Origin of the sequence: Oscillatoria sp. FACHB-1407, assembly GCF_014697545.1 — a bacterium.
In the GTDB taxonomy this organism is placed as follows: domain Bacteria; phylum Cyanobacteriota; class Cyanobacteriia; order Elainellales; family Elainellaceae; genus FACHB-1407.
Map to the genome: position 1 here is coordinate 263,245 of NZ_JACJSA010000002.1, position 15,611 is coordinate 278,855.

At 47.8% G+C, this 15,611-nt stretch carries 16 protein-coding genes; 6 read left to right on the forward strand and 10 right to left on the reverse strand.

Annotated features, from left to right (window positions below; all coding sequences use genetic code 11):
- Positions 1–310: 310 nt before the first annotated feature.
- The gene (locus H6G89_RS04360; RefSeq protein WP_190504049.1) at positions 311–1,591 is read left to right on the forward strand and encodes a chemotaxis protein; all 1,281 of its coding nucleotides are present in this window, start codon (positions 311–313) and stop codon (positions 1,589–1,591) included.
- A gap of 39 nt (positions 1,592–1,630) precedes the next feature.
- Entirely contained in the window at positions 1,631–1,795 is a 165-nt protein-coding gene (locus H6G89_RS04365) for a hypothetical protein (RefSeq protein WP_190504050.1), read from the forward strand.
- On the opposite strand, the gene H6G89_RS04370 is transcribed toward H6G89_RS04365, so the two are convergent.
- Complete coding sequence (locus tag H6G89_RS04370; protein ID WP_190504051.1) at positions 1,796–3,643, reverse strand: hypothetical protein; 1,848 nt, start codon at positions 3,641–3,643, stop codon at positions 1,796–1,798.
- An 11-nt stretch (positions 3,644–3,654) separates the two neighbouring features.
- Positions 3,655–3,975: a helix-turn-helix domain-containing protein gene (locus tag H6G89_RS04375; protein WP_190504052.1), complete on the reverse strand. Its 321-nt coding sequence runs from the start codon at positions 3,973–3,975 to the stop codon at positions 3,655–3,657.
- Between the two features lie 223 nt (positions 3,976–4,198).
- Here H6G89_RS04375 and H6G89_RS04380 point away from each other — a divergent pair, with 223 nt between their 5' ends.
- The 3 genes from H6G89_RS04380 to hpxZ all read left to right on the forward strand — a co-directional run bounded on the left by H6G89_RS04380 (position 4,199) and on the right by hpxZ (position 5,928).
- On the forward strand, positions 4,199–4,495 hold the full coding sequence (locus H6G89_RS04380; protein ID WP_242059819.1) for a hypothetical protein: 297 nt from the start codon (positions 4,199–4,201) through the stop codon (positions 4,493–4,495).
- A 25-nt stretch (positions 4,496–4,520) separates the two neighbouring features.
- Positions 4,521–5,219, forward strand: coding sequence for a LuxR C-terminal-related transcriptional regulator (locus H6G89_RS04385; protein WP_242059820.1), 699 nt, complete (start codon positions 4,521–4,523; stop codon positions 5,217–5,219).
- A gap of 310 nt (positions 5,220–5,529) precedes the next feature.
- Positions 5,530–5,928 carry an oxalurate catabolism protein HpxZ gene (gene hpxZ, locus H6G89_RS04390; protein WP_190504053.1) on the forward strand — a complete coding sequence of 133 codons (399 nt, stop codon included), beginning with the start codon at positions 5,530–5,532 and terminating at the stop codon, positions 5,926–5,928.
- Positions 5,929–5,961: 33 nt separating this feature from the next.
- On the opposite strand, the gene H6G89_RS04395 is transcribed toward hpxZ, so the two are convergent.
- From H6G89_RS04395 to H6G89_RS04430, 8 genes are all read right to left on the reverse strand, one after another.
- Positions 5,962–6,723: a phosphoribosylaminoimidazolesuccinocarboxamide synthase gene (locus tag H6G89_RS04395; protein WP_190504054.1), complete on the reverse strand. Its 762-nt coding sequence runs from the start codon at positions 6,721–6,723 to the stop codon at positions 5,962–5,964.
- Between the two features lie 697 nt (positions 6,724–7,420).
- The gene (locus tag H6G89_RS04400) at positions 7,421–8,413 is read right to left on the reverse strand and encodes a homocysteine S-methyltransferase family protein (protein ID WP_190504055.1); all 993 of its coding nucleotides are present in this window, start codon (positions 8,411–8,413) and stop codon (positions 7,421–7,423) included.
- 20 nt (positions 8,414–8,433) lie between these two features.
- Complete coding sequence (locus tag H6G89_RS04405; RefSeq protein WP_199336522.1) at positions 8,434–9,051, reverse strand: O-methyltransferase; 618 nt, start codon at positions 9,049–9,051, stop codon at positions 8,434–8,436.
- Positions 9,026–9,430: a glutathione S-transferase C-terminal domain-containing protein gene (locus H6G89_RS04410; protein WP_190504056.1), complete on the reverse strand. Its 405-nt coding sequence runs from the start codon at positions 9,428–9,430 to the stop codon at positions 9,026–9,028. The genes H6G89_RS04405 and H6G89_RS04410 overlap by 26 nt, the downstream gene beginning before the upstream one ends.
- A 29-nt stretch (positions 9,431–9,459) precedes the next feature.
- On the reverse strand, positions 9,460–9,795 hold the full coding sequence (locus tag H6G89_RS04415) for a Tom37 metaxin N-terminal-like domain-containing protein (RefSeq protein ID WP_190504057.1): 336 nt from the start codon (positions 9,793–9,795) through the stop codon (positions 9,460–9,462).
- A gap of 25 nt (positions 9,796–9,820) precedes the next feature.
- On the reverse strand, positions 9,821–10,111 hold the full coding sequence (locus H6G89_RS04420) for a hypothetical protein (RefSeq protein WP_190504058.1): 291 nt from the start codon (positions 10,109–10,111) through the stop codon (positions 9,821–9,823).
- A 23-nt stretch (positions 10,112–10,134) separates the two neighbouring features.
- Positions 10,135–10,425 (reverse strand): DUF4278 domain-containing protein, encoded by a 291-nt coding sequence (locus tag H6G89_RS04425; RefSeq protein WP_190504059.1) that lies wholly within the window; start codon positions 10,423–10,425, stop codon positions 10,135–10,137.
- A 160-nt stretch (positions 10,426–10,585) separates the two neighbouring features.
- The gene (locus tag H6G89_RS04430; protein ID WP_190504060.1) at positions 10,586–11,593 is read right to left on the reverse strand and encodes a hypothetical protein; all 1,008 of its coding nucleotides are present in this window, start codon (positions 11,591–11,593) and stop codon (positions 10,586–10,588) included.
- Between the two features lie 389 nt (positions 11,594–11,982).
- Here H6G89_RS04430 and H6G89_RS04435 point away from each other — a divergent pair, with 389 nt between their 5' ends.
- Complete coding sequence (locus tag H6G89_RS04435; RefSeq protein ID WP_242059821.1) at positions 11,983–15,576, forward strand: NACHT domain-containing protein; 3,594 nt, start codon at positions 11,983–11,985, stop codon at positions 15,574–15,576.
- Positions 15,577–15,611: the final 35 nt, after the last annotated feature.

The following is a 15,611-nucleotide window of genomic DNA, read 5'->3' on the forward strand; positions in this document are numbered from 1 at the left end:
GTGTATCTTTAATTCATCTTTGTTTTACGGGGCGTCGTTATCTCGATTTGAGTTGTGGCGATCGCCATCTAAGTTAGGACAGAGGGGGAGGTAGCGGCAATGTCCTCAACAAGAGGATCTTTGGCTGCATCTGCCCTCATCCGAGTAAAGACTCCAAGAATACGACGCAATTCTGTAAGGGTTCGGCACGCTGTACAGGTGTGACAACTACTACCAATCACACCTCATCACGCCTCAACTGAGCATCACCGAACGTTCTGCGGCATCTCCCCTTGCCAGGAACTTATTTAATTTCTATTCCTAAAAGACAATGGATAGCCCACTTCAGCCCTCCCTCTCATCGACGCTCGGTGAACTTCCCCTGTGTGGTTGTTGGGTCAAATCAACAGACCCCGGAGAGCATGTCGAACAGCTATTTGAACAACAACCCGATCTCCCTGGAGTCATCGTGTTAGAAGATTCGAGGATTGTCGGAGTGATCTCGCGTCGGCGTTTCTTTCGATCGCTCAGTAAAGGATTCGGTCAAGAGATCTTTTTGAGACGACCGATCAAAATCTTTATTGAGCAAATGCAGAAAGTATCTTTTTTGCGGCTTTCATCTAGAGATAGCGTGCAACGAGCGATGCAAATGGCGTTGAGTCGTCCCGCCGATGACAAACATGAACCTATTGTCGTGATCATGGATGAGTCTATGCCATCTGGAGAGCCCAATTGCTTTCTACTGGCGTTTGACGTTCTGCTACTCGCCCAAACTGAAATTTTGGCAGTTGTCAATTGTGAAATTCAAGAACAAGCTCTTAAACTCGAAGAAGAACGGCAAAAGGTGAATCAATACGCTCACCTCTTAGAGCAACAGCAAGCCGTCATTCGGGAACGTAATCAACAATTAGAGAAGAATCAAGCTGAATTGTTAGAGCGATCGGAGGAGATTGCCAATCTCAATCAGCGATTCTTTCAAATTGGGCAACTTCTCTCAGTGGAAGGGGCAAAAGCCTTTCGAGCCACTTTTAAGAGTGCAAATGCGATTTGTTTAAATACAGGTGTGATCGTCACCAATGGTCAACTCCTAAATCAAGAGCTTGACACTGTTCGCGGCATCTCCAACATGATTGAGAAAGTCAGCCAACAGGTGCGCCATCTTGCCATTCAAGCAGCGATCGTGGCAAATCATGACGGTGCCAGAATGTCGGGGTTTAGCTATATCACTGAAGAGATTCGCAAATTAGGAACTCAGACCTTTGAAGCTGGACGACAAATGGATTTAATCGCCAGTCGCTTAGAATCTCGCATTGAAGAATTGACTAACTCCGCCCAGACCTGTACTACTGTGGCGCGATCGCTGGTAGGCGAAATTGAGAGTGCGCGGGCAGCCCTGGCAGAGTTAGAACAACTGGTCGAAATTGAATCAGCGAAGGACGTTGCAACTGGGGTATCAGGTGAGGCACAAGCTTTTGTGCAACGCATCGAAGTTCTTGAAGATACGTTGTCTGAGTTAAAAGAATTAATGAAAAACAAAGACTCGAAGTATCTTGTACAGAAGATTAAAAGTGTCTTGGATACCAATAAAACGAAACCCATAATGGGAAGTTAACTCAATAGCAATTCTCAATATAGCTATCCTATTTGATTCATGAAGAAGTTTGAGATATGGTCAATCGTCATTGGTCAATGGTCATTGGTCAATCGTTCGACGCGGACTCCGGAAAATGCAGGATTTGACGAACCGACGCAGGTCGGTTTTGCTCTGATAGCGGCAGTTTTAACCGCCGAAATCCTTGTCCCGAATTCACGTTAGTTAAACCCCGGTAACTGCGCTAGTGGGCAGTCCCTCGTAGGAAGGAGTTGCCGAGTCGTTGGGGAATGGTAGATAGATTGTATTACCCAATCCTCCAATTGACCCCGTTGAGTAGGTTTGAGGGTCAGAACTGGGTTCTATCTCACTCAAATGACGAACGCTAATGGTGATTGAACGGGACGCCGTAACAGAAGTGGATAAGCTATCGATCACGATCGCCTGATCGACATCAATCCAATCGGTGTCATGCCACATCGTTTCATGTTGAACCCCACCCAGTAAGCCATCCGGTTCTGGTAGGGATACAGCGTACAACATATCCACGTAACCCATGTCTGTTGCAGCAATTTGCATAACAGTGATGCTGGGATCAACAGCCATGCCATAGGGACGACCTGGCATTCTTCCGGTAGGGTAATCGGTTTCGGCTCCTGCATCCTGATCCGACTCTGGCGGTCCCTCAGGAGATGGAGGATTACCCGGCATCCAACTGCCGTTATTGTTGAGCACCCATTCACCGCCATAGATTTCTCTTGGGTTGGGTTGACTGTTGCCGGGGGGTTGGCTCGGAGGTGCTCCTCTGCCACCGCCATTAATGCCAGGAACTGAATTATCCGTAGGAGAAACCAGACCCGTTGGTGAATTCACAGTGACACTGTGATTGCCATCCGGACTGATATCAACGCGAATTTCAAGATCGCGTTGCACAGACGACAGCGGTAGAGATGAATACTGATTTACCGATCGCACAGACACTACGGTGTTGGCATTGGCTGTCTCAGCCGTTTCATTGCGATCGCTCCTCAATGAGGAGTGAGCATTCAACCGAGCCGTTAACCCACTATCAGCGGTGTATTGAACAGTCGCAATCAGTTGACCATCTGTTGCGCTGATGCCTGATGGAGCATAGGAAACAGCCTGAGATGGGTTCGCCGTGTTTGGATTGACAACGGATGGATGCGCGATAACCGCCAACCCTGCCTCTGTCATGACAATTTGGGCGATCGCCTGGTGATTGTTACCCTGATAAAGGGTAGCCGCCGTTACATTGCCTGTTTGAGCTTCCCCTTGAGGAATTTGAAGGCGGATAATGACAGCGTTGCCCTGGCTATCCAACTGCACATCCAAAGCAACATCGTCTTCTACGGTGATACCCAGCCCAGGCAGGTCTGAAAACAGTAACAGTGCAGAGGGCGATCGCGTCGAGTTTGCCAGGGCGTGTTCGACAACATTAATCGTTTCTGGAGAAGAGTGGGGGGCTAAACCCGCTTTGACCGACGCTTCAGGCTCTTCGTTGACCTTTTTAGCAATGACCGTTAGAACTCCATTCAAATGAGCTCGATGTATCCAAAGTTCCAACAAAATTGGCAACATGAGTAACACGGCTGTGCCAAGTTTGTTGGTGGCTTTATGGTCGTCCGGCAGATTAGGAACGTTAGTCAGCGGTATAACTGGCTCTGACGTTTGTTTTAACAGAGAATCGAGTTCATATCGTTGAAGAAACTCTGTAACTGATAACGTTGGAACATCCCACCCGTAAAACGATTGCGGATTTTCGGTGATGATAGCGTCAAAATAGCAGTGATATGAGGTAACTCCGCCATTCGAGGAATCACCTGCCCAAATTTTTAAGATGCGCTCAAACGCCATCAACAACCGCTCACTGGCTTCCAGTCCGATTTCGTGAGCCAATTGGCGATGCAATCTCGCCAGATCAAACTTTGTGATGTAGCCCTGAAGTGTAGATGATTGTAACGTCTGCCAGAGAGCCACAAAATGATGATGAAAATCACCATCATCCGTTAACCCTTGCAGGATTAGATCAGCATCTAAGAGAACGGTTTTCACACTTCAAGACCTCACTTTGCCTGAGATTGAGTGTTAGAGTCGATCGCCCTCCGGTGTAGCAATTGACCCGCTCGATACATTTGACGCAACTCTTCAAAGGAAGGCTCTTTTACAGGCTCACTGCTGGGATATTCGATTAGATCGTGTAAATCACAATTCAACGCATCACACAACTTAATGAAGCGTTCAATCCAATCTAGCCCACTGCGACCCCGTTCCCAGTTGGCAATGGTTGTTTCAGTGACACCCACAATATGAGCTAGCTCTCGCTGGGTTAGCCCTGCCTGTTCACGCAGAAGTGCAAGTTTGGGAATTGGGGTTGGCTGCTGCATGCGTGGAGGGAAGTGAGAAAACAGAAGTAGAGACTCAGCTATTGTAGTAGCCTCAAAAGTTTTAGGCAAGGGACTAAGGGTACAGCGATATAACGCTTTTGTTACAAAGCTTTAAACCTGGCAAGAAATCAGGCATTACCCTTGCCACTCTAAAAAAGTTGCCCTAAAATTCTTTAGGGTAGTACCTCCCTCACGGAGTAGTCTCTCAACGGGTCTACTTGCTATGTATCTAAACCACTCTCACGTCAGCCATCTGTCTTCAAATCGTTGTGTATTACCGCCAAATTCTATTCGGCGTGGTGTGCCTCAACCTGAGATGAGGTTAGGTCAGATCTTAATTCGTAAAGGATTAATTGATGCTGAACGACTTGAGACCGTCCTCGAATTGCAACGCCACTACTGCTTATCTCAACTTCTGGGTGAACTACTGCTTGAACAGCATTTAATCTCTAAAACTGACTTAGATACAGCATTGCGAGAACAATATTGGCGGCACAGCGGCTTCTGGGTCATTGACTAAATTTCATATCTACACCCTGCTTTCTATGCACTATTCCACAACAGTTCCTGAGCTATCCAAAAGCACTTCTACTTTGAAAATCGTCATTGTTGATCCTGATTTGCGATCGCAATTTGAGTTAAAGCAACGGCTATCAACTCATCCTCACTTAAATATTGTTGGCAGTGTAACCAACGGTCAGGCAAGCTTTAGTGCAGCTAAAACTCTGAAGCCTGATCTGATTATTCTCAATATGTATCTGCCGGATCTCAACAGTATTGTCGTTCTAAAAACCCTTAAGACCCTGCTGCCACGGGTGCGCGTGTTGATGTTAAGTGGCGATCGCAATGAACGGCGAGTTGCAGATGCTTTGCTTCATGGGGCAGATGCATATTGCCTGAAGGGTATCAGCCCTACTCAGTTGTTAGTAGCAATTACCTGTGTCCAGGATGGAGCCGTCTATCTCGATCCTCAAATTGCTCGATGCGTGGTGAACCAACTCGAAAAACCAACCTCTGACCAACCTATTGCCGTCCTCACAAAACGAGAGTTAGAAATATTGCAATTGCTCGTTAAAGGGCAGACAAACGCTGAAATCGGTAAAGCTCTTTACCTCAGCCCTTACACCATTAAATGTCACGTCCGAAATATCATGAACAAATTAGCTGTTGATGATCGGGTGCAAATTGCGGTCAGAGCATTGCGATCGGGATTGGTTAAACCCCATGCCGTATCAGGGATCTAACCCTTAGGCATCACAAATTGGAACAGCCATTACAAAGCAGAGTTAGGGGCGTTTTGCAAAACGCCCTTACGCCGATATTCATGCAAGCTCCAACTTAAAGGATGGTATATAGCAGTACTCACTAAGGTTAGAACGGGGTGCAGGGGTGGAACCCCTGGCTGGGGGCGCAGCCCCCACACCCCCTGATGTCCTAATGCATATGCGTGGGCTATATCATCCTTTAATCACAAATCTAAAATCCAAAATGGATACAACGGGGTACAGTGGGTATCAATCGTGTTGAGCGATCGCCCACTTGTCCCAGATGCCCATGACCGAAATTAACCATCCTGCAACTGTCGCTGAAGTTGCTGAACTCTATTCCAAGTACGAAACCGCACTCTGCACCAACGATCTAGATACGATGGATGCCCTCTTTTGGGATTCACCAGAGGTTGTGCGATTGGGAGCCACGGAAAACCTCTATGGCATTGAGGAAATCAGAGCCTTTCGCAAAGCCAGAGGACCAGCAACGCTGACCATCGAGCGAGAAATTTCTAACTTCAAAGTAGTAACGTTTGACACTGATACAGCCGTTGTCACCCTCGAATTTTATGGTGGGGTGGTTGGTAAACCTCCCCGACGAGGACGGCAGAGCCAGGTCTGGCGCAGATTTCCACAGGGATGGCAGATTGTCTCGGCTCACGTCTCCTGGTTACCTGAGGCATAAGTTAAGGGAAAACCTAACATCATTCAGGGAACGCTAACGTTGTTGGACGAGCGTTCCATCAATTGTGACCACATCATAGTGGTATTGTGATGGAGCCACTCGCCAAAACCGCTGTAGTTGCTGCGGATTAAAGCCCACAGGGGCATTAATCTCAAAACGTCCAGTCTCAGGCACCCAGGCAATCCACCAACCACTATCCGCATGGTTGTACCCAATCGCATTCCAGAATCGATACCGTACGAACTGTTCTTGTTCGACTGAGATGGGAAACCGCACAATTCGCCAATCTGAATAACCTGCATTCCGCAATTCAGCTCCTGCCTGCGAGTAACCAGAATTGTAGTAATAGCTGTACCTTGCTCTTTCTGTTAACGCCGTATTATCGTGACAGGCAGAAGCTCTATCAACAAAACGCCCATCACTGGTATAGATCTCGTAAGGACCAGGCATGAGAAATGGCTCAAAGGACTGCCTTTCTTCTGGAGTTAATGAATAGCTAAAAACGGAGTTAATTACTTCTCGTTTTTGTGAACCCGTTAAGCGATCGAATTCGGGAGTCAGTGTAATACGATTACCCATTAGCGTTCCATAGGGACGTGCATTTCCCCAGGGATAGGTGGTTTGCTGTTGTAATTCCTGCCAGTGACGTTCCATAAATGGCTGAACTTGCTCTAGTGATGCCAGTTGGTCAGAGCAGTTTGCAAGAGCGGGTGCTGGCTTGAATGCCGCCGCAGATGTTAATGCAACGCTTAAAGCTAAGACAGACGCATAGGATCGGAAGTTTAGTTTGAGCATGGTTGGTAAGCCCGTTATAGGTATGTTTCATCTCTGGGCACTCTTACGGGTAGGTTTGAGGGTTTATGCAGGGGGACGCTGATATAGAAGATAGAAGATAGAAGATAGAAGACAGAAGACAGAAGACAGAAGATAGAAGACAGAATCGGGTTTCAGATTGTTGGGATGAGAACTGGGATGGACAACTGACTGCCATCACATAAGGAATTTATAGATAGCACCAAAGCACCCCTACCCAGATATAAAGTAGTCCCACAAGCGGCACCAGCGGCAGATCATATTGAAACGAAACTAGGGATTACCAGTCCGTTTGATGCACGCAAGGGTTAGCGGGCGATCGCACTGAAGCGGTTGAAGTAAGCGGTTGAGGAGTTTTTGGGTTGATGCAGGAAATCTATCTGTGGGCGATCGTACTGCTACAGACTACCTTTGCACCATCCCCAATCGCAGGTCTTCGGTAGTTGGACATGTAATTGCTCAATTAGGCATTAATGTAAGGATGCCCAATAGAATGGTACGTTTGCTTATCAACAACGCACCCTACAAGAGCGGCGATCGCACTACTCACCCGTCCGTAACATGAGTGCGAAAGCAGGCTAACGGCGAGCGTCACCAGCGGCAGATAGCATTGAGGCAAAGCCAGAAGTTGCTAATCCGTCCGGTGCACGCAAGGGTTAGCTGGCTTTTCACAGAGGATTCATAAAGCTGTCCTCGTCTTAGCGTAGCCTTGAGATAAATGCGTCCATAATATAGGCAAACAGGCTTTGCAGATAGCTTCGATATGGCGATCGTCAGTACCACAACAGCCACCCAGCACGTTGAGATGCTTCAAGATTAATTGTAAGTCATGCAACTGTTTACCCAGTTCTACGGGATTGCCTTCATCCAGGGTTTCTGACTCATTCAGTTCGGCATGACTTTTGCTAGAGGCATTGGCGCGAATACCTCGAATGCGATCGAGCCAGGGTTCTCCACCAGAAAGCGTTGCTGCAAAATGGGTGGGATGAGCGCAGTTAATCATGTAGTAAGCTGGTGCTTGGTCAGTAGCTGCATCTACCTGTAAAATAGCTTCTTTTAAGCTTTGACCAGTCGGTAGATGACCATCAGTTTCCAGGGTAAAGGAGATGACCACAGGCATTTCGGTGGCTTGGGTGGCACGAACAATCCCGATCGCCTCTTGTACATAGTTAATCGTCATGGCGGTCACGAGATCAGCCCCCGCCTCACGAAAGACCTCGATCTGGGGTCGGTGATAATCAGCAGCTTCATGGGTGGTCATCGCTTGAGCCGGAGTGTAACCATCGCCTCGGGGGCCAAGACAGCCACTGATGACAATGGGGGAGCGTGGGGTTTCGTATTCCTGGCGGATCTGATGAAGGAGGGCGATCGCCTGACGATTCAGGTTGGTTAAGGATTCTGCGTCGTAGCCCAGTTTCGTACCCCAATCAGGATTCGCTCGCCAGGTGGCGCTTTCTAGAATGATGCCAACTTGATAGGTTTGTGCCAGGGTGGCATAGGTACGGAAATAGTTGTGCAATGTTTGGTAACCAGTCGAGTTTTTGAGCAGGTCAAAGGCTGCGAATTCTGGGATGTCAATATCGTGGTGAAAAACAAGTGTAGTTTCCAGTCCACCATCGGTGATAAATAAATCACTGGATAGTTGAGGTAGGTTGTGTCTGTATTGAGCCATGATATTCTCCTATCGCTGTTTTAATTTCTTAACTCTGCCGAAGACGAGCCATAGTGTTTGGTGGCAACGACTACACCACTTGCCCAATGCATTTTGGTTACACTCAATTCACGACGTTGCGCCAACTCTCCGATCAGTGCAGCCACTTTTAATTCATGTCCTTCTAACCAGTTAGGCTGAGGCAACATATCATCAATCACATAGAACCCACCGGGCTTGAGCAGTTGCATGGTTTGTTCAAAGTGCGTGTATTTTCCTGCCCATGTATCGGCAAAGATCAGATCAAATTGCTTGCCGTCCTGGTTCAATTGGTTAATGCAATCGCCTGCGTCGCTGACCTTGAATGTGACCCGACTATCGCCTTTCAGATGGGCTTTTGCGATCGCCACAACTGCCTGATCATTGTCTATGGTTAGGAGTGATGACTGCAAATCCATCCCACTTAAAATCCATGCAGTAGATACTCCCGTTCCCGTTCCCAGTTCCAAAAACTGACCGGATGGCTTACTTGTCGCTAACGTTCTTAGCAGAGATCCTACCAGAGGCTCTGAAACCATTGAAAATTTGATCTCGTTTGTGATTGCTAGAAGGTTTTGAATTCCATCGGGAACCTTAAGATACTTTAGCTCGATCATCATCTACCACTCCGTTGAAGATTGAAACAATTGAATCAGACATAAAAAATAACTGAGCGATGCGATCGCAATGCTGACAAAGATTCGTCAGATTTCTTGCAACATCGACAATTGCACTCTCGAAAGGAGGCTGAATCAAGTTGCCGATATGGGCATAGACTGTGGCATCAAGCGTGGTGGGTTGATTGGTCATGAAGTAAGGGCGATCGCCAAGAAAGGTTGAAAGCGCTTGCAAATCCGCAATAATCAACTGACAAATTTCCCTATCTTGATGTCGTCCCAAACCCTGTTGATGGAGTTGAGTTAGGAAGCGCTCTCGTAAGCCTTCGACGATCGGCTCCCAAACTGTCTCAGGGCTATCAGGAGCCAGCATTTGAGCCATTACCTGGCGGTACTGTTGCCAGTTGGACTCTATGCATAGCGAATCTGGACTAATCCCCAGTAGGTATGCTCCTTGAGCATGCGGCGAAATGCGAGGGCGATCGCCTGTTGTTCAGGAGTAAGGGTGCGATCGAGATCAATGCCGGTGCGCTGCTGCAACCGCTGCACAATTAGGGTTGAATCACCGATGAATTCACCACGATCTTCAATAAAAGGGATTTTGCCTTTTGGAGCTAGGCTCAGATCCAGATCCTGGTTTCTTTGATAAGGAATCTGAGCCATGCGTAACCAGGTTTCCAGTTTCATGCAGGCGGGGCTGATGCTGGGTAGCCCCCAGAGGGATGGAGTCGTGTATAGGGTTAACATCCTGAAACTGATGGTGAAACGATGTTTACAAGTGTCGATATTGAGGCGTGTCAAGCCAATGCCTAACGTCATCTTCAGTCATACAGTAAATCGTTTCTCCAGTTTGGAAGTCATGAATTTCCCAAAATACTTCACCGTTCCGATCCTGCAATTGAATGATTCTGGGTTCAGATTTTTGATGATCACCGAACACATTCAATATCATTTTCACAATATTGCCAATATAGGTTGCACAGTGGTCAACAAAGGAGGATGGATCGCTTGCTTGAGTCACTCGATTTGTCTCAATTTTGCGACCGACATGGATCATTTTCATAAATTCCACCTCAAATAGTTGCCTTAGATAGCTTTCAGGTAGGTTGCACCGCGATAAATCAGCCGATGTATTGTTGTCGGGGCGATCGCTTCAGGTATTGATGCCGGGGCGATCTCATAGGCCGCACCGCGATAGACCAATTGTTTTTCCACTCGCTGTGCAAATTGCTCCTGCACCCGGGTGGCTCGTTTCACCCGTTGCTGGGGAATTTGATAGATCGCACCGCGATAGATCAACGTGTGTGTTGTGGATGAATCAGTAGAAATGTTCTTAGCTGAATTCGGTCTTGGAAAAATAGAAGACATGAGTTGCATGGTGAAACCCTCCAAAATTGAATGAATCATCAACAAATTGACATAGCAAAGCTGGCTTCAATCAGCTGCATTAGCGGAGAAACAGAGCAAGGAACAGCAGGGTCGGTTTTGTTGTCGGTGTCTAGCAAGGCTAGACACCGACAGTGATTGGAGATGTGACTTAATATGAAACGAAATCGGTTTGAACCAGGGTTGTGGTGTCTTGCAGAACTGCTATCAGATCGGGTGTGCGGGTGCCATTGTCCCGGAAAATAAGGGTGTCTTTCAAATCCGAGGCTCCCAACTTATGCTCCTGCTGGACGATGTAGGCGAAGGAGGGTCCATGAATGACCAGTTTGTCTACTCCGGATTGGAAGTCGGTGATGAGGGCATAGTCATTGGTGCCCGCCGTCGTGGAGATGCGATCGTCATAAAATGCCTGGCTTGCATTACCCAGAATAAAGCGATCGGCACCAGCACCGCCCGTCAACTTATCTAATGTGCCAACTCCCGTGCCGCCAGAGAAATCAACTCCGGTGATGACATCATTTCCAGTGTCACCAAAGAGTCCATCACCGCCACCCCCACCAATCAGGGTGTCATTATCGCCCCCGCCTCGCAGTTGATCAAAGCCCTGTCCACCTTCCATGAAATCTACGCCAAACCCCCCGTCAATAGTGCCGTAGAACCATGAAGTGTTAACTTTGATATTGTTATCCAGATTGTTGGCGATGATCTCCAGATTACCAGTGCCATCAATGATTAATTCTTCAACGTTTGCCGCCATAGAGTACTGAGCGTAGCTGAAGGAACCGACCAGGTGGAGAGTATCATAGCCACTGTTTGCTGCTTCAACAACAAGATCGTTTGTCTCGGCATAGTAAACATCATGTCCCGTGCCCCCTTTCAAGGTGTCAGCCACATAATCATAGGAATTAACACCCGCTCCGTACAAAACATCATTGTCTGCTCCACCCTCAAGGGTATCAGCACCGCCTAACCCTTTCAGCACATCATTGCCACTACCACCGATGATGGTGTCGTTCTTTTCACCACCCGTCAGTTTATCGTTGCCGCCCGCACCGTCAATGTACCAGGAGCGCCATTCTGAGCCAAATCCCAGAAATCCGCCTTCTTTGTAAGCTGCGAACGTATCGTCGGTGTTACCGGAAAACACTTTAGTACCCATGAGATTGTCTCCTTAGTAAAGTGAATGAGATGTTGATGAGAATCGTGAACCAGTCAATTGTTCAGTGAGGTTCAACACTTACGGTGCCAGTGATCTGCAACCCAAAGCTGGCTTCACTCAGCGGCATTGGCTGGGAAACAAGACAGGGGATAGTTGGTATCAAAAACCTTGCTGGACGGCCTCAAGTTGAGGAGCTGTGGTTTGTGAAAGCACCGTTCAACCTCCACAGTTCTAAGATTACCGATCGGATAACGGGGTGTCTCTATAGAAAAGTAGGGTTCCATCTCCCAGAAAAGTAGGGTCTTACCTGAAGGGATGGGCATTAAAAAGTATGGAAAGAAGCCTCAAACCCTGACTGGGCATGGTTAAATGAATCTGGCTACATCAGAATGAAGAGGAAGCAGATGGATCTAGAGCAGGCGATCGCCCTGATCAATATGGCAATTTCTGATCAAGTAGGGCGATCGCTTTCAGAGGTGGAACTTGCTTTGCTGCAAGGGGCCTGGCAGAGCGAAACCTATGACCAGATTGCCGATCGCTCTGGCTACTCAGTTGGCTATCTGCAAAACGATATTGGTCCAAAGCTCTGGAAATTACTGAGCCGTGTTTTTAACCGCAAGCTTAGTAAAACCAATCTGCGGGGTGTTCTAACGCAAATCGCGATCGCCAGTATTCCATCCTCCGCACCCCTTTCTGCACCTGTCCCGCCCCCCATACCAGCCACCTCACCTCCCCGGACGAGTTGGGGAGAAGCCCCGGATGTTTCCATTTTTTACGGGCGGACAGATGAGCTGATGATGTTAGAGCAATGGATGATCCGCGATCGCTGTCGTCTCATTGCGCTATTGGGCATGGGCGGCATGGGTAAAAGCTTTCTGGCTGCCAGGTTCGCAGATCAATTTCAAGCCCAATTTGAGGTTGTGATCTGGCGATCGCTGCGGAATGCTCCCCCCGTGGAAACCCTCCTCACCGAATTGGTAACCTTTCTGTCAAATCAACAAGACACTCAGGCATCGCCCGAACGGTTGTTGCATTGGTTACGTGCCCATCGCTGTCTGATTATTTTGGACAATGCCGAAACGATTATGCAACCGGGAGATCGGGTGGGATTTTATCAACCCGGATACGAAACCTACGGGGATTTATTACGGACGCTGGGAGAAACGGCTCATCAAAGTTGTGTCTTACTCACCAGTCGCGAAAAACCTGCCGAGATCAGCACGTTTGAAATGGATGATGGAAAAGTGCGATCGCTGTCGCTGAGTGGTTCTTTAGAAGCGTCTCTGGCTCTTCTAGAGTCTAAAAAACTCATCGGTGAAGTTGCTGAGAAACGTCGATTATGTGAATTCTACAATTGCAGTCCTCTAGCGCTAAAAATTGTGGCAGCTTCGATTCAAAGCCTCTTTGACGGAGACATTGCCACATTCTTGGCAGAAGAGACGATGGTGTTTAATGGATTGCGTCGTTTACTGGAACAACAGTTTGAGCGATTATCGAATTTAGAGCAAACCATCATGTATTGGTTGGCAATCAACCGAGAATGGACTTCGACCACGGAACTCATCGAAGATATTGTGCCAACGACTTCTAGAGTAACTGTGTTGGAGGCATTAGAATCGTTAGCGTGGCGGAATTTAGTGGAAAAGCAAACCGGACTGTATACTCAGCAGCCCGCCGTGATGGAATATGTCGTCAGACGATTCATCGATCACATTATCACTGAACTGCATACCCAAACGATAGACTGTTTTAACCACTTTACCTTGGTTAAAACAACCGTTAAAGACTATGTTAGAGAGAGTCAAGAGCGGCTAATTTTAAGCGCGGTCGCGCAATCCCTTGCGACTGATTTTAGAACCACTGAAGCTTTGCAACACCATTTGCAGCAAATTCTGGAGAAGTTGCGCTATGATCCGGCAAAACCAGGGTATGGGGTCGGCAATCTGATCAATTTGCACCGTTCCTTGCAGCTAGATTTAACGGGCTATGATTTTTCAAATTTGATTATCCAACATGTCTATCTTCAAAACCTGCCCCTACATCAGGTTAACTTTGCCTATGCTACCTTTGCTAAATCCGACTTCATCCAAAACTTCAGTGCCATTTTTGCTGAAGCCTTGAGTCCAGATGGCAAGTTACTGGCAACCGGAGAGTACGATGGTACGGTGAGACTATGGCGAATGCCCGATCTCGCGCCGATGCGATCACTATTTGGACATACCAATTGGGTCTGGTCAACCAGCTTTAGTCCCGATAGTTCTAAACTGGCCACCGCTAGCGCCGATCGCACGATCAAACTATGGGATTTAACTACTGGGCAATGTTGGAAAACCCTGCATGAAAGCAGCGCTATTATGTCCGTTTGCTTTAACCCCGATGGCAGAATTCTTGCCAGTGGTGGCGCTGACTGTACCGTGAAGCTTTGGGATACGCAAACCGGTCAGTTGTTAACCACACTCCAGGGGCATGAAAAATGGGTTTGGTCCGTCTGTTTCAGTCCAACGGGCAATCTCCTCGCGAGCAGTAGTGACGACTGCACGATCAAACTATGGGATGTACGCACAAGCCAATTACTGAAGACACTCAAGGGACATGAAAAATGGGTTTGGTCGGTTCAGTTTAGTCCCGATGGCACTCGATTAGCCAGTAGTAGTTTCGATCATACTGTACGGCTCTGGGATGTGCAGACAGGCAGTCTACTCAATACCCTGGAAGGTCATCAGGACTGGGTTGGTTCAATCAGCTTCAGCCCTGATTGCACATTGTTGGCCAGTAGCAGTCACGACCAGACCGTGAGGCTTTGGGACGTGCAAACTGGAAACCTCCTAAATATCTTACAAGGACATACAAATTGTGTTTTGTCCGTTGGCTTTAGTCCTGATGGGACAACCCTGGTCAGTGGTGGAGCGGATTGCTCAGTCAGGCTATGGGAGGTCAAAACGCGCCGTCTCTTAAATAACTTAACGGGCTACACCAACTGGATCTGGACAACCCACTTCAGCCCCAATGGCATCGTTCTAGCCAGTGGCGGTGCTGACTACACCATAAAACTCTGGAATACTGAAACCGGAACGCTCCTGAAAACATTATCAGGACATCAGGGATGGGTTTTTGCGGTTTGTTTTAGCCCCGATGGTAGCTTAATAGCTAGTAGCAGTGCTGACTATACGATCAAGCTGTGGGATGTGCAGACGGGCAGTTTGTTAAAAACGCTGAAAGGACATAATGACTGGGTTCCATCTGTCAATTTTAGTCCGGATGGCACTTGTCTTGTCAGCAGTAGTTATGACTGCACCGTAAAGTTGTGGGATGTGCAGACAGGACGACTGCTTAAAACATGGACAGACGAGAGTTGGGTCATGTCAGTGGGTTTTCATCCAATGGGCAACTGGTTGGCAAGTAGTAATGCTGGCGGAATGTTGAAACTCTGGGAGGTTGCCGCCGCATCCTCTCCTATAAGTTTGCAAGCGCATACAGGTCCCATTTGGTCAATTTGCTTTAGCTCCGATGGCAGCTTGCTGGCGAGTAGCAGTGAGGATACCGACATTAAGTTATGGGATGTACATCAGAAATCTTTGCTCACCACGTTGCAAGGACATCAAAATTGGGTAATGTCTGTGAATTTTAATGCTGAAGGTACACAACTGGTGAGTGGTAGCAAAGATGCTACGGCGAAGTTGTGGGATATTCACACGGGAGAATTGCTGCATACACTGAAAGGGCATGGCGATCGCCTCTTGTCTGCTTACTTCCATCCCTCAAAACCCTTGATTGTTACTAGTAGTGCGGATGAAACTATAAAAATTTGGAGTGCTGACACGGGTGAGTGTTTGCAAACAATGCGGAGCGATCGCCCCTACGAAGGCATGAATATTACCGGAGTCACAGGTATCACCGAAGCCCAGAAATCAACGCTAAAGGCTTTGGGGGCAGTGGATGAGGGCGATCGCCGAGTAATTTTTCCTGAAGACTTTCATATTTAGTGACTGGCTCAAAGGCCGATCTCAAGGACTGGGTA

What these genes read in the sequence shown, in the direction of transcription:
- H6G89_RS04360 (WP_190504049.1), top strand. Translation starts at nt 311, where the DNA reads ATGGATAGCCCACTTCAGCCCTCCCTCTCATCGACGCTCGGTGAACTT.
- H6G89_RS04365 (WP_190504050.1), top strand. Translation starts at nt 1,631, where the DNA reads ATGAAGAAGTTTGAGATATGGTCAATCGTCATTGGTCAATGGTCATTG.
- H6G89_RS04375 (WP_190504052.1), bottom strand. Translation starts at nt 3,975, where the DNA reads ATGCAGCAGCCAACCCCAATTCCCAAACTTGCACTTCTGCGTGAACAG.
- H6G89_RS04380 (WP_242059819.1), top strand. Translation starts at nt 4,199, where the DNA reads ATGTATCTAAACCACTCTCACGTCAGCCATCTGTCTTCAAATCGTTGT.
- H6G89_RS04385 (WP_242059820.1), top strand. Translation starts at nt 4,521, where the DNA reads ATGCACTATTCCACAACAGTTCCTGAGCTATCCAAAAGCACTTCTACT.
- hpxZ (WP_190504053.1), top strand. Translation starts at nt 5,530, where the DNA reads ATGACCGAAATTAACCATCCTGCAACTGTCGCTGAAGTTGCTGAACTC.
- H6G89_RS04395 (WP_190504054.1), bottom strand. Translation starts at nt 6,723, where the DNA reads ATGCTCAAACTAAACTTCCGATCCTATGCGTCTGTCTTAGCTTTAAGC.
- H6G89_RS04400 (WP_190504055.1), bottom strand. Translation starts at nt 8,413, where the DNA reads ATGGCTCAATACAGACACAACCTACCTCAACTATCCAGTGATTTATTT.
- H6G89_RS04405 (WP_199336522.1), bottom strand. Translation starts at nt 9,051, where the DNA reads ATGATGATCGAGCTAAAGTATCTTAAGGTTCCCGATGGAATTCAAAAC.
- H6G89_RS04410 (WP_190504056.1), bottom strand. Translation starts at nt 9,430, where the DNA reads ATGGCTCAAATGCTGGCTCCTGATAGCCCTGAGACAGTTTGGGAGCCG.
- H6G89_RS04415 (WP_190504057.1), bottom strand. Translation starts at nt 9,795, where the DNA reads ATGTTAACCCTATACACGACTCCATCCCTCTGGGGGCTACCCAGCATC.
- H6G89_RS04420 (WP_190504058.1), bottom strand. Translation starts at nt 10,111, where the DNA reads ATGAAAATGATCCATGTCGGTCGCAAAATTGAGACAAATCGAGTGACT.
- H6G89_RS04425 (WP_190504059.1), bottom strand. Translation starts at nt 10,425, where the DNA reads ATGCAACTCATGTCTTCTATTTTTCCAAGACCGAATTCAGCTAAGAAC.
- H6G89_RS04430 (WP_190504060.1), bottom strand. Translation starts at nt 11,593, where the DNA reads ATGGGTACTAAAGTGTTTTCCGGTAACACCGACGATACGTTCGCAGCT.
- H6G89_RS04435 (WP_242059821.1), top strand. Translation starts at nt 11,983, where the DNA reads ATGAAGAGGAAGCAGATGGATCTAGAGCAGGCGATCGCCCTGATCAAT.